Origin of the sequence: Mesorhizobium qingshengii (genome assembly GCF_900103325.1) — a bacterium.
Lineage (GTDB): Bacteria > Pseudomonadota > Alphaproteobacteria > Rhizobiales > Rhizobiaceae > Mesorhizobium > Mesorhizobium qingshengii.
The window spans coordinates 411,172-432,296 of sequence record NZ_FMXM01000003.1 but is presented as its reverse complement, the minus strand read 5'-3'; the positions used below and the strand labels follow the sequence as shown (position 1 = coordinate 432,296).

Here is a 21,125-nt window from a genome sequence, read left to right as displayed (position 1 = left end):
TCAAGGTTGCCGAACAGGACGATGTCGCGAAGGCAAGGCCTCCCGGTCAGAACTTGTCATCTTCGGTCGGCACCAGGATCTCGCGCTTGCCAGCGTGGTTGGCCGGGCCGACGATACCTTCCTTCTCCATTTTCTCGATGATCGAGGCGGCGCGGTTGTAGCCGATGCCCAGCCGGCGCTGGATATAGCTGGTGGAAGCCTTGCCGTCACGCAGCACCACGGAAACCGCCTGATCGTATGGATCGTCGGAATCCTCGAAATTGCTGTTGCCGCCGCCACTTCCCGAGCCCCCCTTGCCGGACGGCTCGTCGTCGTCCTCGCCGTCGTCCTCGGTGATGGCGTCGAGATATTCAGGCACGCCCTGCAGTTTCAGATGCGCGACGATCCTTTCGACCTCTTCATCAGCGACGAACGGGCCGTGCACGCGCTGGATGCGTCCACCGCCAGCCATGTAGAGCATGTCGCCCATGCCGAGCAGCTGCTCGGCGCCCTGCTCGCCCAGAATGGTGCGGCTGTCGATCTTCGACGTCACCTGGAAGGAGATGCGGGTCGGGAAATTGGCCTTGATCGTGCCGGTGATGACGTCGACCGACGGGCGCTGCGTGGCCATGATGACATGGATGCCGGCGGCACGCGCCATCTGCGCCAGGCGCTGCACGGCACCTTCGATGTCCTTGCCGGCGACCATCATCAGGTCGGCCATTTCGTCGATGATGACGACAATATAGGGCATGGGCTCGAGATCGAGGTTCTCGGTCTCGTAGATCGCCTCGCCGGTCTGGCGGTCGAAGCCGGTCTGCACGGTGCGCGAGATCTTTTCGCCCTTCTTGTCCGCCTGGCTGACACGGGCATTGAAACCGTCGATGTTGCGCACGCCGACCTTCGACATCTTGCGGTAGCGGTCCTCCATCTCGCGCACGGTCCATTTCAGCGCCACCACCGCCTTCTTCGGATCGGTGACCACCGGCGTCAACAGGTGCGGGATGCCGTCATAGACCGAGAGTTCCAGCATTTTCGGATCGATCATGATCAGCCGGCACTCTTCCGGCTTCAGCCGGTAAAGCAAGGACAGGATCATGGTGTTGATTGCGACCGATTTGCCCGAGCCGGTGGTGCCGGCGACCAGCACGTGCGGCATCTTGGCGATATCGACGATGACCGCCTCGCCATTGATGGTCTTGCCCAGCGCCAGCGCCAGCTTGGCCTTCGTCGTCTCGAAGTCACGGCTGGCCAGGATTTCCCGGAGATAGACGGTTTCGCGCTTGGCGTTCGGCAGTTCGATGCCGATGGCGTTGCGGCCGGGCACCACGGCGACGCGGCAGGCGATCGCACTCATCGAGCGCGCGATGTCGTCGGACAGGCCGATGACGCGCGACGATTTGATGCCGGGCGCCGGTTCGAGCTCGTAGAGGGTGACCACCGGACCGGGGCGGACGGCGATGATCTCGCCCTTGACGCCGAAATCCTCCAGCACGCCCTCGAGCAGGCGCGCGTTCTGCTCCAGCGCGTCCTTGGACAGGCTGGCATCGCGCACCACGTTCTTCGGCTCGGACAGGAAATGCAGCGACGGCATTTCGAACTTTTCCGAGCCGATCAGCGATGTCTGCGCCTCGCGCTGGACGCGGGCGCCAGGAGCCGGACGCGGCGCCGGCGCCTCGACGCGGGTGGCGGCATCGGAGCGGATTTGCTGGACCCTGGCGGTCGGCGCCGCGCGCCGCTGGCTGGCGGGCTCGAAATCCAAGTCGTCATCGGCTTCGAACACATCGGCATCGTCGGGGTCGAGCGAGGCGCTGCGGTCATTGACCATGGCGGCGAAGAATTCCGGCTCGACGCGGGCGCGGCCGTCCTGGCTCATCCGCGATTCGGCGAACTCGGCCGATTCGACCCGTTCGGCGGCGCGCCGCCAGGCCGTGGAGCGCTGCTCCATCTCCGGCTCGTACTCGTCCCGCTCCTGCCTGCGGCGCATGGCGCGGCGATGCATCCAGGCGCGCAGTGACAGCCACCAGTGGGTGATGGCGCCAAGCGCCAGGATGCCTTCGTCGCCTTCGTCCTCGTCATTGTCGAACAGAAGGTCGTCCTCGCGCGGATCCGCGGCCGGCTCGTCCTCCATGACGGCGAAGCCGTTCTTGCGTCCGATCAGCGCCGAACCATGGGCGAAGAGCCACAGCGCCGGTGCCGCCAGCAAGATGGCGATGATGCTGGCTACCAGCCCGGTCGGATAGCCGCCGATGACAACGGCGGGGATCTTCAGCACCATGTCGCCGAACACGCCGCCGAGGCCGGTCGGCAGCGGCCAGGTCTTTGGCGGCACCACGCAGCCGGCCATTGCAGCGGCCAGCAGGGCAAAGCCGAACCACGACAAGCCGCGCCTGGGCAGCCTGTCGACACCGCGCGCCGAAAACAGCAGGAATCCCCAGACGACAGCCGGCACCAGCGCCGCGACCGCGGCGAGGCCGAAGAATTGCATGGCGAGGTCGGAGAACACCGCGCCGGCATAGCCCATGGCGTTGGTGACGGTGTTGTTTGTCGCGTGCGAGAAACTCGGGTCGGCGACGTTCCAGGTAGCAAGGCTGGCGACGCCGAAGGCAACCAGCGCGAACAGTCCCACGCCGACCAGCCGGCCGACCTGACGCCGCGCGAACGCCTGCATGCCGTGCCCCGTATCGGTCAGCGCGAGCGGTGCTGAAGCCCCTGAACGCATGCTCTTCCCCGTCTGTCATTGCCTCGCGCGGGTGCATGGCGCACTCCGGCAGATTCGGATGCCAGACTATCGGTGGGAAGGTTAAGGGCGCATTAACCATGGCTTTTTACCGGCGCCTCCTTCCAGAGCGAAGATGGCGGGCCGCGAAGCCCGCCATCTTTTCATGGCAATGACGCGACGATCGGGCCCGTCCGGACCCGATCTCGCGCAATCACTTGTGACCGGCATACGCCATCAGGTTGGCGCAGAATTCGGCGTGAGGCTTGCTCATCGCCGCGTCCTGGCATTCCTTCATCATCAAGTCCTGCTTGTCCTTGGCCGTCGAAGCCCAGGCCGCCTTGAAATCCGCCTCGGACTTCATGGTCTTCATGCCGGTATCGGTGAAGAACGGCGCCATGTTGTCAGGCTCGTCAAGAGCGCCTGCCAACGCAACGCCACTGACCATGGAAAGAGCGAGTGCCCCGAGGAAGATGTTCTTGAGTTTCATGAGATGATTCCTTCCCTGTCGTTTTGTACGAGCGTCAGAACGACGATCGTCCTCAAAGTACGGGGCAAGGGCGGTCGATGTTTCTTCAGAAATCTTCTTCACGCGAACGTGATTGCACGAACCAGGGGCATGGCCGGAAGGTTTTACCAAAAAAAGGAGGCCCGGATGCGATCCGGGCCTCAATGCGTGAACTCCTTTCGGGAGCGTCACGACGGGATCTCTTGAAGCAATTCCGGGAAAAGTGCACAGCGGCTTTCCGTTCGGAATCGTCTGGAGTCAGACAGGGCCGGCGGGAGGAGGGTTCCGCCGGCCCTGTTGGCTAAGCTGGCCTTACGGCACCACTTCGCCATGCTGGGAAATGTCGAGACCTTCGACCTCTTCCTGGGTCGTCGGACGCAGGCCGACCAGCGCCTTGACGATGTAGAGGATCACGAAGGTTGCAATCGCCGTCCAGATGATGGTGACGGCGACGCCGTAGATCTGCTTGCCGAGCGAAGCACCCGACGACAGGCTGTTGATCGCCGGATCGGCCAGCACGCCGGTGAGCAGGGCGCCGATGATACCGCCGACGCCATGCACGCCGAAGGCATCGAGCGAGTCGTCATAGCCGAACATGTGCTTCACCTTGACCGCCGAGAGGTAGCAGACGACGCCGGCGACGATGCCGACGATGAAGGCGCCGGTCGGGTTGACGAAGCCGGAAGCCGGGGTCACCGCGACCAGGCCGGCAACGGCGCCCGAGATGATGCCGAGCACGGAGGGCTTCTTGGCGACGATCCATTCGGCGAACATCCAGGCCAGCGCCGCGGCCGCGGTGGCAACCTGGGTGTTGAGCATGGCGGCGCCGGCGAGGCCGTCGGCCGCGAGCTCCGAACCGGCGTTGAAGCCGAACCAGCCGACCCACAGCAGCGAAGCGCCGATCACCGAATAGACCAGGTTGTGCGGCGCCATGTTGGTGGTGCCGTAGCCTTCGCGCTTACCAAGCACGAGTGCGCAGACGAGACCGGCGACACCGGCGTTGATGTGGACGACCGTGCCGCCGGCGAAGTCGAGCACGCCAGCCGTGCCGAGGAAGCCGCCGCCCCAGACCCAATGCGCGATCGGCACATAGACGACGAGCAGCCACAGCGCCATGAAGATCAGCAGCGCCGAGAACTTGAAGCGCTCGGCGAAGGCGCCGGCAATCAGCGCCGGAGTGATGATGGCGAAGGTCATCTGGAACATCGAGAAGACGAATTCAGGAATGTTCGCGACGCCCGGCAGCCACAGCGAGGCAGTGGTGATGCCGTGATGGAAGAATTTCGAGGTGCCGCCGAGATAGCTGTTCATGCCGCCGCCGTCGGAGAAGGCCAGCGAGTAGCCGAACATGAACCACAGCACCGTCACCAGGCAGGTGATGGCGAAGCTCTGCATGATGGTGGCCAGCACGTTCTTCTTGCGCACCATGCCGCCGTAGAACAGCGCCAGGCCCGGGATGGTCATCATCAGCACGAGGGCCGTCGAGGTCAGCATCCAGGCGGTGTTGCCGGTATCGAGCACCGGGGTGGGAGCGGCAGCCGGCGCGGCAGCCGCAGCGGCGGGGGCCGCTTCCTGTGCGAAGGCGGCAACCGTGCCCAATGCTGCGAGAGCGAGCGAGCCCAAAAGGGCGGCGCGTCCCGTCGTCTTCAAGGTGGAAGGAATATTCATTGAACTCTCCATTGGAATACGTTTTCGCCGCTCAGAGCGCGTCGGTGTCTGTTTCGCCGGTGCGGATGCGCACCGCCTGATCGATGCCGAAAACGAAGATCTTGCCATCGCCGATCTGGCCGGTCTTGGCCGCCGCGGTGATGGCTTCGACGGCCTTGTCGACCATGTCGGAGCTGACCGCGACCTCGATCTTGATCTTCGGCAGGAAGCTGACCGCGTATTCCGCCCCACGATAGATTTCCGTGTGTCCCTTCTGACGTCCGTAGCCTTTGACTTCGGTGACGGTCAGGCCCTGGATGCCGACGGCGGTAAGCGCTTCGCGTACCTCGTCGAGCTTGAACGGCTTGATGATTGCCATCACGATTTTCATAAGGTTTCACCCTTTGCTGTTGCGGTCCCCCGCGTTTGCACGACTGCACCGATCCCAAGGAGAGCCGGAGAGTGCCCACGAGGATTCAAGCTCCGTGCCAGTTGCCGAAGCAGTGTATTAACCTGTTGTAAACAAAGGGATTGGAGCGATCGGAGGCAGAAGGTGCCAGCATCTGCGGCACGGCATGTGCTTAAAAATTATGCAATTTTTCGAAATTGCCTATTTTGCCGGCTTTGGCAGCATGGCCCCGAAAGTGGGTCCCGGTTTTCGGAAAGATCATGCTCAAACAAGAAGCTGCCGCCCAGGTGCTCAACGCTTGAGCCGGATCAACCCTTCCTGGGCCATCGAGGCGATCAGCGTGCCGTCACGTGCATAGAGGGTGCCGCGGCTGAAGCCGCGCGATCCCGAGCTTGACGGGCTGTCCTGGGCGTAGAGCAGCCAGCCGTCGAGCGCATGCGGCCGGTGGAACCACATCGAGTGGTCGAGGCTCGCCGCCTGGATATCGGGATCGAAAAGACCGCGCCCATGCGCGAAGGTCGACGTGTCGAGCAGCGTCATGTCGGACAGGTAGGCGAGCAGCACCGATTGCAGGGCGCGGTCGTCGGGAACCGGCCCGGCAAGGCGGATCCAGACATTCTGCCGGGGCGGCAGCTTGTCGCGGCTTTCATAGTGCTGGAGATTGACCGGACGCAGCTCCAGCGGCCGCTCCCGTGCCCAGAAGCGGCGCACCGCCTCCGGTACACGTTCGGCCTTCTCGAGCAGCTGCCGCTGCGTCTGCAGCCCTTCCGGCGGCGGCACGTCGTCGGGCAGGGCGAACTGGTGCTCGAGCCCCTTCTCGTCGACCTGGAACGAGGCTTCCAGCGAAAAGATGGCTTGCCCGTGCTGGATCGCCAGCACGCGGCGGGTGGTGAACGAGCCGCCGTCGCGGATGCGGTCGACCTCGTAGACGATCGGCACCTTGATATCGCCTGGCCGCATGAAATAGCCGTGCAGCGAATGCACGTAGCGATCGGGCTCGACGGTCCGCTGCGCCGCCACCAGGGCCTGGGCGATCGTCTGGCCGCCGAATACGCGCTGCCATTCCACCTGGGGGCTGCGACCACGATACAGATTGTGTTCCAGCCTCTCGAGGTCGAGAATGTCGAGAAGCTCGTCCATGGCCGCCGTCATGTTTCGTGACCTCATCACCGGATGCTATGGCGGGTTTCCGACAGGAAGGACGAGCCGTCAAGGGCGGATGCCAGGCCGGCGCGCAAGGAGCGAAGATGATGCAATCCAGGACGGATGCGAATACCAGGTCCGGGCTCGATGTCCTGGTCGCCGGCGCCGGCTATGTCGGGCTTGCCGCCGCCGTGTCGCTGAAGCAGGCGCGCCCGAGCCTTGCCGTTGCGCTGGTCGATGCCGCGCCCGCCGGCACCTGGCAAAAGGATGGCCGCGCTTCAGCCATTGCCGCTGCCGCCTGCCGCATGCTCGACCAGCTCGGCGTGTGGGCCGAGATCGCGCCGCGGGCGCAGGCGATCACCGAGATGATCATCACCGATTCGCGCAGCTCCGATCCGGTCCGTCCGGTGTTCCTGACCTTCGACGGCGAGGTGGCGCCGGGCGAGCCCTTTGCGCATATGGTCGCCAACAAGGTGCTGAACGGTGCCTTGCGCCGCAGTGCGGAGGAACTCGGCATCGACATCATCGAAGGCGTCGCCGTGCAGGGCTTCGAAACCAACGGTGCCGGCATATCAGTGCATCTTGCCGACGGCGCGGCGCTGAAGGCTCGGCTGCTGGTTGCCGCCGATGGCGTCAACTCGAAGCTGCGCGACATGGCCGGCATCAAGACGGTGAAATGGGAATACGGGCAGTCCGGCATCGTCTGCACGGTGGCGCATGAACGCCCGCACAACGGCCGCGCCGAAGAGCACTTCCTGCCAGCCGGCCCGTTCGCCACCTTGCCGCTCAAACCGGACGACGACGGCACCAACCGCTCATCGATCGTCTGGGTCGAGCGCTCACAGGATGCCGACAAGCTGGTTGCCGGCGACGATCTCGTCTTCGAGCACGAACTCGAGCAGCGCTTCGGCCTCAAGCTTGGCGAGATCCGCGTCGCGGACAAGCCACGCGCCTGGCCGCTCGGCCTGACCCTCGCGCGCGCCTTCGTCGCGCCGCGCATCGCGCTTGCCGGCGACGCCGCGCACGGCATCCACCCGATCGCCGGCCAGGGCCTCAATCTCGGCTTCAAGGATGTCGCCGCGCTTGCCGAGGTGATTGTCGAGGCCGACCGGCTCGGCCAGGACATCGGCGCGCTCGACGTGCTCGAACGCTACCAGCAATGGCGCCGCTTCGACACCGTGCAGATGGGCATCACCACGGACGTGCTGAACCGTCTGTTTTCCAACGACATCGGCCCGCTGCGCACCGTCCGCGACATCGGCCTCGGTCTGGTCGAACGGATGCCGCGGCTGAAGGCGTTCTTCATCCGCCAGGCATCGGGCCTGTCCGGCGGTACGCCTCGCCTCTTGAAGGGCGAGGCGATCTGATCGCTTCGCCTATGATCCCGGTATTTCGTAGATCGCCCTGACCTCGATGGTGCCGATTTCGGCCAGCGGAATGCCGGCGGCAATGTCCAGCGCCTCGTCGAGATCTTTCGCCTCGATCATGACGAAGCCGAGCAGTTGCTCCTTGGTTTCGGCGAAGGGGCCATCGGTGACCAGCCGCTTGCCCTTGCGCCGACGCACAGTCTTCGAGGTCCTCACCGATTGCAGCGCCTGCGCGATGATCAGCACGCCTCGCTGCTCCAGGGACCTGTCATAGGCCAGCGAGTCGGCATCGAGCTTGGCCGATCCCTCGACTGTCAGCGCGTAGAGATCTTTTTCCTCGCCATAGACCAGGCAAACATACTGCATCTCTATCTCCCTTGTTGTGACGAACCATAGGTTGAGGCGATCAAGGTGTCAGCCGGGGCGCTGCCCGCCGCATGGTCGAGAAGGCATGCTGCGATCCCGATGATGGCGACCGCCGCCAGCAGCCGGCCAAAACCGGACGGGGGCGGATGCAGCCAGAAGTCTTCTTGTCGCCCGGCCTTGCGGCATGGGCTCTTCCACAGCGCGAAAAACAGACTGTCCATGTGAATCTCCATCCGGCCACCAGACTATGGCCGCCCGCAGGACGGTCGGGCTGGATGCAAGTCGACATTCTTGCACGCGCATTTTCAGAAAAAGATTCGCCGCCGACGCGCCGATGTCGCGGTTTTCGCTGGAATGGCGCGGTGGCCTTCCCGCGCGCCCGCGCTATAGTTGGGAGGAACGCTGGCGCCGGGCCGGCGCAATCGAGGCCAAGGAGGAATTCATGGACCGCACCGCAAACGCCGTCTGGAAAGGCAATCTGAAAGAGGGCAAAGGCACGCTCGACAGCCAGAGCGGAACCCTGAAGGGCACGCCCTATTCGTTCAAGGCGCGCTTCGAGGACGAGAGCGGCAAATCCGGCACCAATCCGGAAGAACTGATCGCGGCGGCCCATGCCGGCTGCTTCGCCATGCAGTTCTCTCATTTCCTGGCCGAGAACGGCACGCCCGCCGCCGAGCTCGACGCCAAGGCCGTGGTGACGCTGGTCCCAGGCACAGGCATCACCGGCAGCGCCCTCACGGTGGTCGGCAAGGTGCCCGGCATCGATGCGACCAAGTTCAAGGAACTGGCCGAGAAGGCCAAGGCCGAATGCCCGGTCTCCAAGGCACTCGGCGCCATCAAGGTTTCGCTCGACGCCAGGCTCGGCTGAGGACGCGCATTCCGTGTGAAATCCGGCGCGTATAAACGGCGCGCGCGCCGGATATCCTGAAGAGAGGGATGACCTAGATCTAGGCGCCCAGCGAGTCGAGCCGGGCGCGAAGTGCGGCGACTTCCTGCTCCAGGGCCTCCAATCTCGCTTCCAGGTCGGAGTGAGGCGTGGCCGGCGCACTCCGTTGCGCCGAAAGGGCTGCAACGTCCACCGGTCCAGCGAGGAGATGCACGTAGCGGTCCTCACGCTGGCCTGGCCCGCGCGGGATTTCCTGGATCAGCGGCGGCCGGCGGCCAATCAGCATGTCGAGTTCACCGCGCAGGTCTTCGATCGACGAAAACCGCGCCATGCGCTCGCTGCGCGCCAAGAGCTCATGCGCCGTCTGCGGTCCGCGCAACAGGAGCAGGCCGAGCAAGGCGGTCTGCGGCGTGGTCAGCGAGAAGCGCTGCGCCATCTGATGCTCGTAGCGCTCGACACGCGAGCCGAACATCTGCCGCACCAGCCCCTTCTGCTCGAGCAGCTTCAGAGCCCGGTGCACCTCTGTCTGTTCCAGCGCCATCACCGGCTCGCGTGCCGTCTTCTGGTTGGCGGCGGCAAGTGCTGCATTCAGCGTCAGCGGGTAGACGTCAGGCGTCAGTTCCTTCTTCTCGATCAGGCAACCGAGCACGCGCGCTTCGGCAGGAGAAAGAACGGGCAATTCGGTATCTGTCATAATGATCGGCTCGCTATACCCGCCGCTCGACCATCATCTTCTTGATCTCGGCGATCGCCTTGGCCGGGTTGAGGCCCTTGGGGCAGGTCTGCGCGCAGTTCATGATGGTGTGGCAGCGATAGAGCCGGAACGGGTCTTCCAGATTGTCGAGCCGTTCGCCCTTGGCCTCGTCGCGGGAATCGATCAGCCAGCGATAGGCCTGCAGCAATGTTGCCGGGCCGAGATAGCGGTCGCCGTTCCACCAGTAGCTCGGGCATGAGGTCGAGCAGCAGGCGCACAGGATACACTCATAGAGCCCGTCGAGCTTCTCGCGGTCCTCATGGCTCTGCAGCCATTCCTTGGCCGGCTCCGGCGACACCGTCTTGAGCCAGGGCTCGATCGAGGCGTGCTGGGCGTAGAAATTGGTAAGGTCCGGCACCAGATCCTTGACCACCTGCATATGCGGCAACGGGTAGACTTTTACGGCGCCGGAAATGTCGTCGCAGCCCTTGGTGCAGGCGAGCGTGTTGGAGCCATCGATGTTCATGGCGCAGGAACCGCAAATGCCTTCGCGACAGGACCGGCGCAAGGCCAGTGTCGGGTCGATCTTGTTCTTGATCCAGAGCAGCGCGTCGAGCACCATCGGCCCGCAATCGTCCATGTCGACGAAATAGGTGTCGATGCGCGGGTTCTCGTCATCGTCGGGCGACCAGCGATAGATGCGGTATTCACGCAGATTGGCGGCGCCCTCCGGCTTCGGCCAGGTCTTGCCCTGCTTGATCTGCGAATTCTTGGGGAGCGTCAGTTCGACCATTACCTGCGGTCCTTTCGGATGACGAGCTTCAGCCCGGACCAGATTTCATTCACGGCGGCGACCTTGACGTCGACAAGGTCGAGCTTCAGCGCCTCGGCGCGAACGACACCCTCGGTGACGTCGGTCGGCACTTTCGATGCCTTCTTCGGCCAGGAGACCCAGACCATGCCGTCGCGCTTGATAGCCGCCTCGATATCGACCAGGCGGTCCTCGATCTCGGCACGCTGCCGGGCGAAGGCATGAACGGCATCGTATTTCTGGCGAATGCCCGAAATCTCTGACCAGTCCGGCAGCCTGTCGACTCGAGCAAAGTCAACGGCGTCGGCGAGATCGTCGAGGTCATGGGGCAGCGCGATGAAGGCGGCGGTCATGCCGTCCTTCAGACCGAGCTTGGCCGGAAGGGGCGTGTCGGAATATCCAGAGGCCGCCAGCGCCATCGTCAGTACACCCTGGCCTTCGGCGCGATCTTGGCTGGGTTGATACCGCCGTCGGCTTCCTTGAGCAGCAGTTCGGTGTGCACCGGCCGATAGCTGAGCGTCACCTTGCCGGCCTCGTTGAGCCGGGCCAGCGTGTGCTTGCGCCAGGTCTTGTCGTCGCGCGCCGAAAAATCTTCCCGCGCATGCGCGCCACGGCTCTCCTTGCGCGCTGCGGCGCCATGGACGGTGGTGATGGCGTTGGCCATCAGGTTTTCCAGCTCCAGCGTCTCGACCAGGTCTGAATTCCAGATCATCGAGCGGTCGAACACCTTGATGTCCTTGAGCTCGGTCCAGATCTGCGAAATGCGCTTGCAACCGCTGTCCAGCGATTCCTGGGTGCGGAACACCGCCGCGTCTTCCTGCATCGCCTTCTGCATCTTCTCGCGCAGCACGGCGGTTGGCGTCGAGCCATTGGCGTGGCGCAGCCGGTCGAAACGATCCATGATCTTCTCGACCGAGGCTTCATTGGGCGAAGGGATCGCCGAGTTGCGGTCAATCACCTGGCCGGCCCTGATCGCCGCCGCGCGGCCGAACACGACCAGATCGATCAAAGAGTTCGAGCCAAGCCGGTTGGCGCCGTGCACGGAGGCGCAGCCCGCCTCGCCGACAGCCATCAGCCCGGGCGACACCTGGTCCGGGCTCTTGGCGGTGGGATTGAGCACTTCGCCCCAGTAGTTGGTCGGCACGCCGCCCATATTGTAGTGGACCGTCGGCAGCACCGGGATCGGTTCCTTGGTCAGGTCGACGCCGGCGAAGATCTTGGCCGATTCCGAAATGCCGGGTAGCCGCTCATGCAGGACCGCCGGGTCGAGATGGTCGAGATGCAGGAAGATGTGGTCCTTCTTCGGGCCGACGCCGCGGCCTTCGCGGATTTCCAGCGTCATGCAGCGCGACACCACGTCGCGCGAGGCAAGGTCCTTGGCCGACGGCGCGTAGCGCTCCATGAAGCGCTCGCCCTCGGAATTGACGAGATAGCCGCCCTCGCCGCGCGCGCCCTCGGTGATCAGGCAGCCTGCGCCGTAGATGCCCGTCGGATGGAACTGCACGAACTCCATGTCCTGCAGCGGCAGGCCGGCGCGTGAGGCCATGCCGCCGCCATCGCCGGTGCAGGTGTGCGCCGAGGTGGCCGAGAAATAGGCGCGGCCATAGCCGCCCGTCGCCAGCACCACCATCTTGGCCGAGAAGCGGTGGATGGTGCCGTCATCGAGGTTCCAGGCGACGACGCCGGTGCAGGTGCCGTCCGGCTCCATGATCAGGTCGATCGCGAAATACTCGATGAAGAACTGCGCGTTGTTCTTCAGCGACTGGCCATAGAGCGTGTGCAGCATGGCATGGCCGGTACGGTCGGCGGCGGCGCATGTGCGCTGCACCGGTGGGCCTTCGCCGAAATTCATCATCATGCCGCCGAACGGCCGCTGATAGATCTTGCCCTCTTCGGTGCGCGAGAACGGCACGCCGTAATGTTCGAGCTCGTAGACGGCGGCGGGCGCCTGCTGGACCATGTATTCCTGCGCGTCGATGTCGCCCAGCCAGTCCGAACCCTTGACGGTGTCGAACAGATGCCATTGCCAGTTGTCGGGGCCCATATTGGCAAGCGACGCAGCAATGCCGCCCTGCGCCGCCACTGTGTGCGAGCGGGTCGGGAACACCTTGGTGATGCAGGCGGTGCGCAGGCCCTGTTCGGCCATGCCGAGCGTGGCGCGCAGGCCGGCGCCGCCGGCGCCGACGACCACCACGTCGAATTTGTGGTCGACATAGGTGTAGGCCGATGCCGTGTTGGCGTTTTTCGCGTCCTTGGCCAACTCAGCCTCCGAATGCCAGCTTGAGCAGGGCGAAGATCGAGGCGACGCCGACCGCTATGGTGAAAAATGTATTGAGCGCGATCAGCGCCAGCTTCATGCCCTCGCCATGTATGTAATCCTCGATGATCACCTGCATGCCGAGCCGCATATGGTAGAGCCCGGAGACCAGCACCAGGGTCATCACCAGCGCCACGAAGGGATTAGCAAGCGCCGACCGCACCTCTGTATAGCCAGCGCCGTTCAGCGCGATCAGGAATCCGACGAAGAACAGCGTCAGCGGAATGTTGGCGATTGCCGTGAGCCGCTGGCGCCAGAAATGCTGCGTGCCTTCGCGGGCCGAGCCGAGGCCGCGGACTTTCGCCAGCGGCGTGCGCATGTCAGTGTTTTTGCCGGCCATGATCAGGCTCCCCGCGCCATGTATCCGACGATCCAGATCAGCAGCGTGAGCAGGATCGAGCCGGCCAGCGTCGCCCAGGCGATCTTGGAGGCCGTGTGCTTCTCGAGGCCGGCGCCGGTATCCCACACCAGATGGCGGATGCCGCCCAGCATGTGATGCATCAGCGCCCAGGTGTAACCGAACAGGATGAGCCGGCCGAGCCAGGTGCCGAAAGCCCAGTCGACCCAGTCAAACGTCGCCTGCGAGCTTGCCGCCGCCATCAACCAGACGGCGACCAGCAGCGTGCCGAAATAGAGCGCCCCACCGGTGATGCGATGGATGAACGACATCGTCATGGTGATCGGCGGCCGGTACACGGACAGATGCGGCGAAAGCGGCCGTTCACGTCTGGCAAATTCGCGGGTGGCTGGTGATTTGCTCATGGCTCCCCCAGTTCGGCGTCTCTGGAGCCTCAGGCTGGAATGCGGCATTGCCGCTTCCGGTTGCGACTTCGGACAGCCGGTTTCTAATGCTCTTTTTGCACCGCGTCAAAGCCAGAAAATCGTTTTGGAAACGTCATTTAGTCTGACAAAAAGGCGGGCGCGGACTTCAATCGATTAGGGGCTGATGGCCGGCAGTCGGTTCTATATCGCTGCAGTGCAGCATACGCTGCTCATTAGCCGTGCGGCCTATCGCTTGCAGGTCTGCGGCGTCGAGCCCCTCTTCATCACCAGCGCCTCACGCCCGTCGATCACGATTGCGTTATGCGTGGCGGCCTCCTGGTAGCGGCTGGACTGGTTGGCGGGCGACGCTACAAACTCTTCGGTCGCGCCATCCGGCTCGATCACATGCAACGACGAGCCGAGATTCTGAATGGTGATCGCGCTGCCATTGCCGCATCCATAGGTTGCCATCCCCACAGTGGATCGCGGCGTGGTAAGGTCGGTGGTGATCTTGGTTGCGGATGCCGGGGGCGCCACGGCTGCCATGGGCTGCTGGGCCGGCGCGGGAGAAACCGCGGGCGATAGGGTATTGGCCGCCTTCGGCGCGCCATCCTGCGGCACACAGGCTGCGACGATAGCAAGCAACGGGAAAACGGACACCCAAACCGTCAGGCGTAGCGCCATATGCTGTCCTCCCGCGCGGCAGACTTAGCCACGATGCTACGCCAAGATCAAGGTTGCCCCAGCGTCACCTTTACATTCGATGCCGGCCGCGATGGTGCGGCCAAGCATGGCCGAATGATGGCCACCCGGTTTTCCCTCCAGTCCGAAATTAACCATGTTTGATGAGACCTGGCCGGGAAGCGCGCCAACCTCTTAACAAAGGTTAAGAAAAGGTTAATTTCTGATTCGAGGAGGCGTGCATGTCGCCCAAAGGCGCGCCAGCGGTTCTGGGGCAACGGCATGCATCCAACCAAGGACTGAAAGCGCGTCGCGACGCGCTTTGGCCTCTAACATGGAGAACGCCATGCGTTCGAACTCGGGCAGATCGCGCCTTGCGGCGCTCATTGTGGCGGCTTCGGTCGTCGGCCAGGCGGCGCCAGCGCTCGCCGGGGCACGTCATCAGGATCACGTCTACGCCGATTCCTTCGGCAATCTCGTCATCCACAGCGCCGCCGGCTACAAGCGCATCCTGGTCGGCGAGGGCAAGCTCGCCAAGCAGTTGTCGGACTATACCAGCGCCGGCCAGCCCAAGGTAATCTATGAGAACGAGTCCGACGAGATCAGCGGCTACAGGGATTGCTACCGGCCGCCGGTGTTCGTGAAGGGCCGCAGCTACATGTATGGCCTCTCCGAAGGCGAGATGCCCGAACTCAGCCCCTGCCGCTAGAGCAATCCCAGGAAAAGTGTGAAACGGTTTTCCCGGGAAAAGCGCACAGCGCTTTCCCTTGGGAATTGCGTCAAAAAAGATCATGCTCAAACGGGAAGACAGGGCGAGCCAGGATCAATTCCGGCCGGAATCGGCCCTGATGCTGATTGCGGCCGACGACTGGCCGTTGACCGGTCCGGCGGAGACACGCACGCAATCGCGGCCGGCGTTCTTCGCCTGGTAGAGTGCCTGGTCCGCACGCCGCATCAGGTCGGCAAAGTCTTCGCTGGGATGAAGTTCGGCAACGCCGAAGCTCGCGGTGCAGCGGTTGTCAACCGGCAGGCCGTCGATGGGAAGCGCGCCGAATGCACTGCGTGCGCCCTCGGCGAACAGCCGCGCGGCGGCAAGGTTGGTTCCAGGCAGGATGATGGCGAACTCCTCGCCGCCGATGCGGCCGGCGACATGGTGGCTGGCGGCGGCCTCGCGCAGGAAACTGGCGAAGGTCTCGATCACCCGATCGCCGGACGCATGGCCGAAACTGTCGTTGACACTCTTGAAATGATCGAGATCGGCGATGACCAGGGCGACCGGCACGCCTTGCCGCACCGCGCCAAGCACCGCCAGCTCCGCGTGGCGCGTGAAGCCGCCGCGGTTGAGCAGACGCGAAAGCGTGTCCGTCTCGGACTTCGATGTCGCTTCGGCGAGCACGTCGCGAACCAGGATGGCCAGCATCAGCAGCGCCAGCGCCAGGCCGAAGACGGTGCCGAGCGACTGCGACACCAGCGCATAGCTGCTTTGCACATAGGCCTGCGGGTTTTCGCCCCAGCCGCCGAGAGCATGCGCGATGAACGGCTTTGAGGCAAACTGCAGGCCGCTTGCCGCCAGCACGGCCATCAGTATGCGGTCGAGGCGGGCAAGCCTTTGCCTGGACGACCAGACGATGGCGAGGCCGACGAACTGCATGACGGCATAGGGAAGCTGGTAGGCCATCATGCGGGCCAGCGACTGGCGCGGCAAGTCCTGCACGAAGTAGACCGCGACGGTCGTGACGAACAGGAAGAACAGCATCGGCGGCCACGGTGGCGCCACGTCGTATTTGCGGGCAAGCCCGCCATTGAAGGCGATGGTGGCGCCAAGGAAGACCGCGAAGGCGGCAACGACCACCGGGCGCGCATTGGCGAAGGCGGGGATGCTGAACTCGACGGCGAAATAGGCCATGCCCAGGAGATAGCCGAACGCCAGCCAGCGCGCCGGCGCGCGGCCGACATCATGGAACGCGACCGCCATGAACGACGCTGCCAGCAGGCCGGCGACCGACAGATTGATCAACAGGATGAAGTTTGCGCCACTCATATCTTTTCGCACACGGTACGTCACCTAAACATCGACGGGCGAAAAAGACGTTAACGCCGGCCCTGCCGTGCAGGCTCAGCCGGTCTTGAGCGGCTCCTGCACGTACATCGTTTCCGGCCGCTCATAGGACAGGCGCACGCTGTCGCGGCCGTTCTTCTTGGCCTTGTAGAGCGCTTCGTCGGCACGGCGCATCAGCGGCCCCAATGCCTCGTCGCCGCTGCGAGCGGCCACGCCGAAGCTGGCGGTCACCCGCGTGCCGGGCGGAAGCCCGTCGACGCTGCCGGACGAATAGAGCGTGCGCACGGCCTCGGCGAACAACCGTGCGGCGGCGAGATCGCTCAATGGCAGGAGCACGGCGAACTCCTCGCCGCCGATGCGACCGGCAGCGCCGCGCGCGCCGGCGGCCGATCGAAGCTTGGCGGCGAAGTCGGCGATCACCCGGTCACCCGCCGGATGGCCGTGCAGATCGTTGAGCGCCTTGAAATGGTCAAGGTCGGCCAGCACCAGGGCGGCCGGAACCTTGGCCGCGGCGCAACGCTGCAGGAGGAGCCCCGCCCGCTCCTCGAAACCGCGCCGGTTGAGCAGACCGGACAGCGGGTCGGTGTAAGTCTCGACCTTCAGTGCCTTCATGACGTCGAGCGCGGCGGCCGTGAACAGGGAAAGCGCGATCAGCAGCGACAACAGCGCGTGCGACAGCAGCGCCGTCGTCCAGTAGGACGAGGCATAAAGATCGTCATAGTTCGCGAAAGGTCCGTGCGCGATGATGACGGCCAGCGTGCGCACAAGGAAGTTCAACCCTGCGAGCAACGCCAGCACGAACAGGATATTTTCCGTCGGCCCATTGCCGCGCACCGTGCGCAATTCGGCGGCGGCCAGCAGGCTGATGCCGCCGAGTGCGAAATTGATGGCAAGGATCCGCCATGTCAGATCCGGCTGGACGAACAGGAACCAGCAAAAAACGGCAATGCCGCCACCCGCCAGCACGCCGATGCCGACATAGGGCACGCGCCGGCCATAACGCGCCACGACGGCGCCGGAAAGACAGGATCCGGCAACGCAGAAGCATAGATTGGAGAGCAGCTTGGACGGCGCCAAACCAATGGGCAGGGTGAAATGCTGGAACAGGAAACCGGCCGCCGCGAGCGCGTAGCTCGCCGCCAGCACCGCCAGATAGGGGCGATGGCGCTGATAGAACCACAGCACGAGGAACGCGGCGCCGAGCGCCAACGCTATCATCGGGTTGAGCAGCGCTATGAGCAGACCCGTGTCCAAACGACTGTGATTTCCCCGCTTACGTAGGGAAGATGTTACTGCGCAAGCCCCAACAAGCGGTTAAGTGCAGGCCGATGGATGGGGTAGACCAAGCCGAAATCGCCATAAAAACTCAGCAACGCCGTGTCGGGCGAATGAAAACCCCGAACCGCCTGGCGGTTCGGGGTTTGGCAGGCGCATCGACTTTGCGGATCCGCTCTTATTTCCAGTCGCGAATGTCGACGAAGTGACCGGCGATCGCCGCCGCCGCCGCCATCGCCGGCGACACCAGATGGGTGCGGCCCTTGAAGCCTTGCCGGCCCTCGAAATTACGGTTCGAGGTCGAGGCGCAGCGTTCATGCGGCTTCAGCCGGTCGTCGTTCATGGCCAGGCACATCGAGCAGCCCGGCTCGCGCCAGTCGAACCCAGCGGCGCGGAAGATCTTGTCGAGACCTTCGGCTTCCGCCTGTTCCTTGACCAGTCCGGAACCCGGCACGATCATCGCATCGACATGCGGGCTGACCGTCTTGCCTTCGACCACCTTGGCGACGGCGCGCAAGTCTTCGATGCGGCCGTTGGTGCAGGAGCCGATGAAGACGCGGTCGAGCGAGATATCGGTGATCTTGGTGCCGGGCGTCAGGCCCATGTAGTCCAGCGCGCGCTGCTTGGACGTGCGCTTGTTTTCATCGGTGATATCGTCCGGGTTCGGCACGATGCCTTGCACGGACACGACATCTTCGGGCGAGGAACCCCAGGAGACGATCGGCGGCAGTTTCGCCGCGTCGAGCACGACCACCTTGTCGAAATGCGCGCCCTCGTCGGACTGCAGCGTCTTCCAGTATTCGAGCGCCGCATCCCAGGCCGCGCCCTTGGGCGCGCGGGGCTTGTCCTTGACATAGGCGAAGGTCGTCTCGTCGGCGGCGATCAGGCCGGCGCGCGCGCCGCCTTCGATCGACATGTTGCAGATCGTCATGCGGCCTTCCATCGACAGCGCGCGGATCGCCTCGCCGGCATATTCGATGACGTAGCCGGTACCGCCGGCGGTGCCGATCTCGCCGATGATGGCCAGGATGATGTCCTTGGCGGTGACGCCTTCCGGCAGCTGGCCATCGACACGCACCAGCATGTTCTTGGCCTTGCGCTGGATCAGCGTCTGCGTCGCCAGCACATGCTCGACTTCCGACGTGCCGATGCCGTGCGCCAGCGCGCCGAAAGCGCCGTGCGTCGAGGTGTGGCTGTCGCCGCAGACGATGGTCATGCCGGGCAGCGTGAAGCCCTGCTCCGGTCCGATGATGTGGACGATGCCCTGGCGGATATCGTTTTCGGAATAATATTCGACGCCGAAATCCCTGGCGTTCCTGGCCAGCGCCTCGACCTGGATGCGGCTTTCCTCGTTCTTGATGCCGAACTTGCGCTCGGGCGAGGTCGAGACGTTGTGATCGACCACGGCCAGCGTCTTTTCCGGATGCCGGACCTTGCGGCCGCTCAGGCGCAGGCCTTCGAAGGCCTGCGGGCTGGTCACTTCGTGGACGAGGTGGCGGTCGATATAGAGCAGGCAGGTGCCGTCGTCCTGGCGGTCGACGACGTGGTCGTCGAAGATCTTGTCGTAGAGGGTGCGCGGTGCGCTCATGTGCGTAAATCCGTCGATATGAGAATGGGAAAGAGCAGACGCCGGCAAGCTTCGGTCCGGCACAACGACCTGGACAGGTCGGCCTAGCTAAGTCGGCTGGTCAGCGCGCCGCAGACGCGCGCCGAGAAGCGTGACGGCAGGCGTTTTCTGTCCTGCAGCACGAAACCCTTGTAGGCCGGATCGCCAAAAAGCTCTTCCATGGCGTGGCTCATACCAATGTTTTGGCTTTTCGGCAATTGCGGCGTGCCTTGGCGTGGCTCTTCCTTCTCCCCTTGTGGGAGAAGGGAAGCTTGTGGGAGAAGGGAAGAACGCTCCGCTCAAAGCACCTCGAACACAAACGTCTTCACCAGCGCGTCCGGCTCGGCGATGGCATAGCAGCGGAACCACGGGCTTTGCTCGACCGGCCGCCATTTCTTCGCTTGCGCCAGTTCGTCGAACACGGCCTGGAAGCCGCCGCTCTCGAACACCTGGTCGCGCACGGTGAAGATGGCGTGGCCGCCCTTTCTGGTGATGCGCACCAGCTCGTGCAGGCCCGATGCCGGCGCGTGGCTGATGGTGAACACGCCGGTCGAGAAGAAGGCGCGGAAATGGCCGTCCGGCCATGGCAGCGGCCCGCCCAGCATCGCCTGTTTCAGTTCGCTGTAGGCGTTGCGGCTGCCGGCGATCTTCAGCATGTCGTCCGAGAGGTCGAGCCCGGCGATGTCGCCGTAGCCGAGCGCCTTCAGCGAAGGTCCCGACAGGCCGGTGCCGCAGCCGGCATCGAGCAGCGGCCCCTCGCCCGCCGGCACATGACGCGCCACCCAGGCGGTGATCAGGAACGGCAGGAGATAGCCGAGTGAGGCGGTCTCGCTGTCATAGGTCGCCGCCCAGGCGGCGTAGGCCTCGGCCAGCGTTTCCGGCGTATCGGCCGTGTAGACGGAATCCAGCGCCGCATTGGCTTTGTCGACGATCATCGGTCGTGCTTCTCCCGGCGAATGCATGTCGCCCAAACGTGCGCAGCGGTTTGGAGAAACGACATGCATGAACCCCAAGATAACGCTATCCCTGGCCGCGCGCTATTCCTCATGCTGGCGGCGCAGCCGCTTCTCCAGCGCCCGCAAGGCAAGCGACAGGCCGACGGTCAGGATGAGATAGATGTAGGCGACGATCGAATAGGTTTCGAAGAAGCGGAACGAGCCGGCGGCGTAGATCTTGCCCATCTGGGTGATGTCGGCGACACCGAGCACCGAGACCAGCGACGAGTCCTTGACCATGGCGACGAAATCATTGCCGAGCGGCGGCAGGATGGTGCGGATCGCCTGCGGAAAGACGATCAGCCGGAAGCGTTGCGAGCGGCTCAGCCCGAGCGCTTTCGCCGCCTCGATCTGGCCTTTCTCGACCGCCTGGATGCCAGCGCGGAAAACCTCAGAGATGAAGGCGGAATAGCCGATGGTCAGCGCCATGATGGCGCGCCACAACAGCGATACGTCGCGCACCAGAAGTTCGCCGAAGAAACCCGCACTCTGCAGCGGCGCGGTCAGTGCGTTCCAAGCCGCGACGAAGGCCGGCGCGCCGGCGAAGGCGATCCAGAACAGCAGCACCAGGATCGGCACGCCGCGGATGATCTCGACATAGAAGCGGGCGATCTGGCGCAGCCAGCGCGAGCCCGACAGCCCCATCAGCGCGACGCCGAGACCAATGGCCGACGCCAGCGCGAAAGCGACCACCGTGACGAAAATGGTGATGCCGATGCCCTTGGCGACGGTGGCGAAGACCTGGGCGTAGAGGTTGCTCGTCGCGACGAAGACGGCCGCCGCGATCGCGATGGCCCCGGCCACGACAAGCCACCACGGGAAGTCGGCCTTGGAGGAAGATGCAGGCGTTGCCATCAGGCGCTGCCGGCGAAACGACAGTCGCGTTCCGCTACAAGTTCTA

General features: G+C 64.2%; 22 protein-coding genes. 3 read left to right on the top strand and 19 right to left on the bottom strand.

The window, feature by feature from the left end; genetic code table 11:
- Window positions 1–46 precede the first annotated feature (46 nt).
- The 5 genes from BLS48_RS05885 to tesB form a co-directional block, all read right to left on the bottom strand.
- The gene (locus tag BLS48_RS05885; RefSeq protein ID WP_091576048.1) at window positions 47–2,701 is read right to left on the bottom strand and encodes a DNA translocase FtsK; all 2,655 of its coding nucleotides are present in this window, start codon (window positions 2,699–2,701) and stop codon (window positions 47–49) included.
- A gap of 211 nt (window positions 2,702–2,912) precedes the next feature.
- Window positions 2,913–3,188, bottom strand: a complete 276-nt coding sequence (locus tag BLS48_RS05880; RefSeq protein WP_091576047.1) for a hypothetical protein — start codon at window positions 3,186–3,188, stop codon at window positions 2,913–2,915.
- 330 nt (window positions 3,189–3,518) lie between these two features.
- Window positions 3,519–4,874, bottom strand: a complete 1,356-nt coding sequence (locus BLS48_RS05875; protein WP_091576046.1) for an ammonium transporter — start codon at window positions 4,872–4,874, stop codon at window positions 3,519–3,521.
- Window positions 4,875–4,905: 31 nt separating this feature from the next.
- The gene (locus BLS48_RS05870) at window positions 4,906–5,244 is read right to left on the bottom strand and encodes a P-II family nitrogen regulator (protein ID WP_013892292.1); all 339 of its coding nucleotides are present in this window, start codon (window positions 5,242–5,244) and stop codon (window positions 4,906–4,908) included.
- A gap of 309 nt (window positions 5,245–5,553) precedes the next feature.
- Complete coding sequence (gene tesB, locus BLS48_RS05865; protein WP_091576045.1) at window positions 5,554–6,414, bottom strand: acyl-CoA thioesterase II; 861 nt, start codon at window positions 6,412–6,414, stop codon at window positions 5,554–5,556.
- A 98-nt stretch (window positions 6,415–6,512) separates the two neighbouring features.
- Here tesB and BLS48_RS05860 point away from each other — a divergent pair, with 98 nt between their 5' ends.
- The gene (locus tag BLS48_RS05860) at window positions 6,513–7,772 is read left to right on the top strand and encodes a ubiquinone biosynthesis hydroxylase (protein ID WP_167364956.1); all 1,260 of its coding nucleotides are present in this window, start codon (window positions 6,513–6,515) and stop codon (window positions 7,770–7,772) included.
- Window positions 7,773–7,781: 9 nt separating this feature from the next.
- On the opposite strand, the gene BLS48_RS05855 is transcribed toward BLS48_RS05860, so the two are convergent.
- Window positions 7,782–8,138 (bottom strand): YciI family protein, encoded by a 357-nt coding sequence (locus BLS48_RS05855; protein ID WP_091576044.1) that lies wholly within the window; start codon window positions 8,136–8,138, stop codon window positions 7,782–7,784.
- Between the two features lie 2 nt (window positions 8,139–8,140).
- A complete protein-coding gene (locus BLS48_RS05850; protein WP_091576043.1) occupies window positions 8,141–8,359 on the bottom strand; it encodes a hypothetical protein in 219 nt (72 codons plus the stop codon).
- Between the two features lie 221 nt (window positions 8,360–8,580).
- Here BLS48_RS05850 and BLS48_RS05845 point away from each other — a divergent pair, with 221 nt between their 5' ends.
- Window positions 8,581–9,006, top strand: coding sequence for an OsmC family protein (locus BLS48_RS05845; protein WP_091576229.1), 426 nt, complete (start codon window positions 8,581–8,583; stop codon window positions 9,004–9,006).
- A 79-nt stretch (window positions 9,007–9,085) separates the two neighbouring features.
- On the opposite strand, the gene BLS48_RS05840 is transcribed toward BLS48_RS05845, so the two are convergent.
- From BLS48_RS05840 to BLS48_RS05810, 7 genes are all read right to left on the bottom strand, one after another.
- Window positions 9,086–9,718, bottom strand: coding sequence for a YceH family protein (locus BLS48_RS05840; protein WP_091576042.1), 633 nt, complete (start codon window positions 9,716–9,718; stop codon window positions 9,086–9,088).
- A gap of 13 nt (window positions 9,719–9,731) precedes the next feature.
- Entirely contained in the window at window positions 9,732–10,511 is a 780-nt protein-coding gene (locus BLS48_RS05835) for a succinate dehydrogenase iron-sulfur subunit (protein WP_091576041.1), read from the bottom strand.
- Window positions 10,511–10,948 carry a DUF3052 family protein gene (locus BLS48_RS05830; RefSeq protein ID WP_091576040.1) on the bottom strand — a complete coding sequence of 146 codons (438 nt, stop codon included), beginning with the start codon at window positions 10,946–10,948 and terminating at the stop codon, window positions 10,511–10,513. The genes BLS48_RS05835 and BLS48_RS05830 overlap by 1 nt, the downstream gene beginning before the upstream one ends.
- 2 nt (window positions 10,949–10,950) lie before the next feature.
- A complete protein-coding gene (sdhA, locus tag BLS48_RS05825) occupies window positions 10,951–12,789 on the bottom strand; it encodes a succinate dehydrogenase flavoprotein subunit (protein ID WP_091576039.1) in 1,839 nt (612 codons plus the stop codon).
- Window position 12,790: 1 nt separating this feature from the next.
- Window positions 12,791–13,186, bottom strand: coding sequence for a succinate dehydrogenase, hydrophobic membrane anchor protein (sdhD, locus tag BLS48_RS05820; RefSeq protein ID WP_091576038.1), 396 nt, complete (start codon window positions 13,184–13,186; stop codon window positions 12,791–12,793).
- Between the two features lie 2 nt (window positions 13,187–13,188).
- On the bottom strand, window positions 13,189–13,608 hold the full coding sequence (gene sdhC / locus BLS48_RS05815) for a succinate dehydrogenase, cytochrome b556 subunit (RefSeq protein WP_091576037.1): 420 nt from the start codon (window positions 13,606–13,608) through the stop codon (window positions 13,189–13,191).
- 246 nt (window positions 13,609–13,854) lie between these two features.
- On the bottom strand, window positions 13,855–14,292 hold the full coding sequence (locus tag BLS48_RS05810; protein WP_091576036.1) for a hypothetical protein: 438 nt from the start codon (window positions 14,290–14,292) through the stop codon (window positions 13,855–13,857).
- A 343-nt stretch (window positions 14,293–14,635) separates the two neighbouring features.
- Here BLS48_RS05810 and BLS48_RS05805 point away from each other — a divergent pair, with 343 nt between their 5' ends.
- Window positions 14,636–14,998 (top strand): hypothetical protein, encoded by a 363-nt coding sequence (locus tag BLS48_RS05805; protein ID WP_091576228.1) that lies wholly within the window; start codon window positions 14,636–14,638, stop codon window positions 14,996–14,998.
- Window positions 14,999–15,112: 114 nt separating this feature from the next.
- On the opposite strand, the gene BLS48_RS05800 is transcribed toward BLS48_RS05805, so the two are convergent.
- The 5 genes from BLS48_RS05800 to BLS48_RS05775 all read right to left on the bottom strand — a co-directional run bounded on the left by BLS48_RS05800 (window position 15,113) and on the right by BLS48_RS05775 (window position 21,079).
- Window positions 15,113–16,330: a GGDEF domain-containing protein gene (locus BLS48_RS05800; protein ID WP_091576035.1), complete on the bottom strand. Its 1,218-nt coding sequence runs from the start codon at window positions 16,328–16,330 to the stop codon at window positions 15,113–15,115.
- A 75-nt stretch (window positions 16,331–16,405) separates the two neighbouring features.
- Window positions 16,406–17,602: a GGDEF domain-containing protein gene (locus tag BLS48_RS05795; RefSeq protein ID WP_091576034.1), complete on the bottom strand. Its 1,197-nt coding sequence runs from the start codon at window positions 17,600–17,602 to the stop codon at window positions 16,406–16,408.
- Window positions 17,603–17,801: 199 nt separating this feature from the next.
- Window positions 17,802–19,211 (bottom strand): 3-isopropylmalate dehydratase large subunit, encoded by a 1,410-nt coding sequence (gene leuC / locus BLS48_RS05790; protein ID WP_091576033.1) that lies wholly within the window; start codon window positions 19,209–19,211, stop codon window positions 17,802–17,804.
- Window positions 19,212–19,528: 317 nt separating this feature from the next.
- Window positions 19,529–20,164 carry a class I SAM-dependent DNA methyltransferase gene (locus BLS48_RS05780; RefSeq protein WP_091576032.1) on the bottom strand — a complete coding sequence of 212 codons (636 nt, stop codon included), beginning with the start codon at window positions 20,162–20,164 and terminating at the stop codon, window positions 19,529–19,531.
- A 102-nt stretch (window positions 20,165–20,266) separates the two neighbouring features.
- The gene (locus tag BLS48_RS05775; protein WP_091576031.1) at window positions 20,267–21,079 is read right to left on the bottom strand and encodes an amino acid ABC transporter permease; all 813 of its coding nucleotides are present in this window, start codon (window positions 21,077–21,079) and stop codon (window positions 20,267–20,269) included.
- Window positions 21,080–21,125: the final 46 nt, after the last annotated feature.

Bases quoted from the DNA above. Each gene is read 5' to 3' on its own strand.
- BLS48_RS05855 (WP_091576044.1), bottom strand. From the start codon at position 8,138: ATGCAGTATGTTTGCCTGGTCTATGGCGAGGAAAAAGATCTCTACGCG.
- BLS48_RS05880 (WP_091576047.1), bottom strand. From the start codon at position 3,188: ATGAAACTCAAGAACATCTTCCTCGGGGCACTCGCTCTTTCCATGGTC.
- sdhD (WP_091576038.1), bottom strand. From the start codon at position 13,186: ATGGCCGGCAAAAACACTGACATGCGCACGCCGCTGGCGAAAGTCCGC.
- sdhC (WP_091576037.1), bottom strand. From the start codon at position 13,608: ATGAGCAAATCACCAGCCACCCGCGAATTTGCCAGACGTGAACGGCCG.
- BLS48_RS05885 (WP_091576048.1), bottom strand. From the start codon at position 2,701: ATGCGTTCAGGGGCTTCAGCACCGCTCGCGCTGACCGATACGGGGCAC.
- BLS48_RS05830 (WP_091576040.1), bottom strand. From the start codon at position 10,948: ATGGCGCTGGCGGCCTCTGGATATTCCGACACGCCCCTTCCGGCCAAG.
- BLS48_RS05835 (WP_091576041.1), bottom strand. From the start codon at position 10,511: ATGGTCGAACTGACGCTCCCCAAGAATTCGCAGATCAAGCAGGGCAAG.
- BLS48_RS05860 (WP_167364956.1), top strand. From the start codon at position 6,513: ATGCAATCCAGGACGGATGCGAATACCAGGTCCGGGCTCGATGTCCTG.
- BLS48_RS05845 (WP_091576229.1), top strand. From the start codon at position 8,581: ATGGACCGCACCGCAAACGCCGTCTGGAAAGGCAATCTGAAAGAGGGC.
- BLS48_RS05850 (WP_091576043.1), bottom strand. From the start codon at position 8,359: ATGGACAGTCTGTTTTTCGCGCTGTGGAAGAGCCCATGCCGCAAGGCC.
- BLS48_RS05840 (WP_091576042.1), bottom strand. From the start codon at position 9,718: ATGACAGATACCGAATTGCCCGTTCTTTCTCCTGCCGAAGCGCGCGTG.
- BLS48_RS05870 (WP_013892292.1), bottom strand. From the start codon at position 5,244: ATGAAAATCGTGATGGCAATCATCAAGCCGTTCAAGCTCGACGAGGTA.
- BLS48_RS05800 (WP_091576035.1), bottom strand. From the start codon at position 16,330: ATGAGTGGCGCAAACTTCATCCTGTTGATCAATCTGTCGGTCGCCGGC.
- BLS48_RS05810 (WP_091576036.1), bottom strand. From the start codon at position 14,292: ATGGCGCTACGCCTGACGGTTTGGGTGTCCGTTTTCCCGTTGCTTGCT.
- BLS48_RS05775 (WP_091576031.1), bottom strand. From the start codon at position 21,079: ATGGCAACGCCTGCATCTTCCTCCAAGGCCGACTTCCCGTGGTGGCTT.
- leuC (WP_091576033.1), bottom strand. From the start codon at position 19,211: ATGAGCGCACCGCGCACCCTCTACGACAAGATCTTCGACGACCACGTC.
- BLS48_RS05780 (WP_091576032.1), bottom strand. From the start codon at position 20,164: ATGATCGTCGACAAAGCCAATGCGGCGCTGGATTCCGTCTACACGGCC.
- BLS48_RS05805 (WP_091576228.1), top strand. From the start codon at position 14,636: ATGCGTTCGAACTCGGGCAGATCGCGCCTTGCGGCGCTCATTGTGGCG.
- BLS48_RS05875 (WP_091576046.1), bottom strand. From the start codon at position 4,874: ATGAATATTCCTTCCACCTTGAAGACGACGGGACGCGCCGCCCTTTTG.
- tesB (WP_091576045.1), bottom strand. From the start codon at position 6,414: ATGACGGCGGCCATGGACGAGCTTCTCGACATTCTCGACCTCGAGAGG.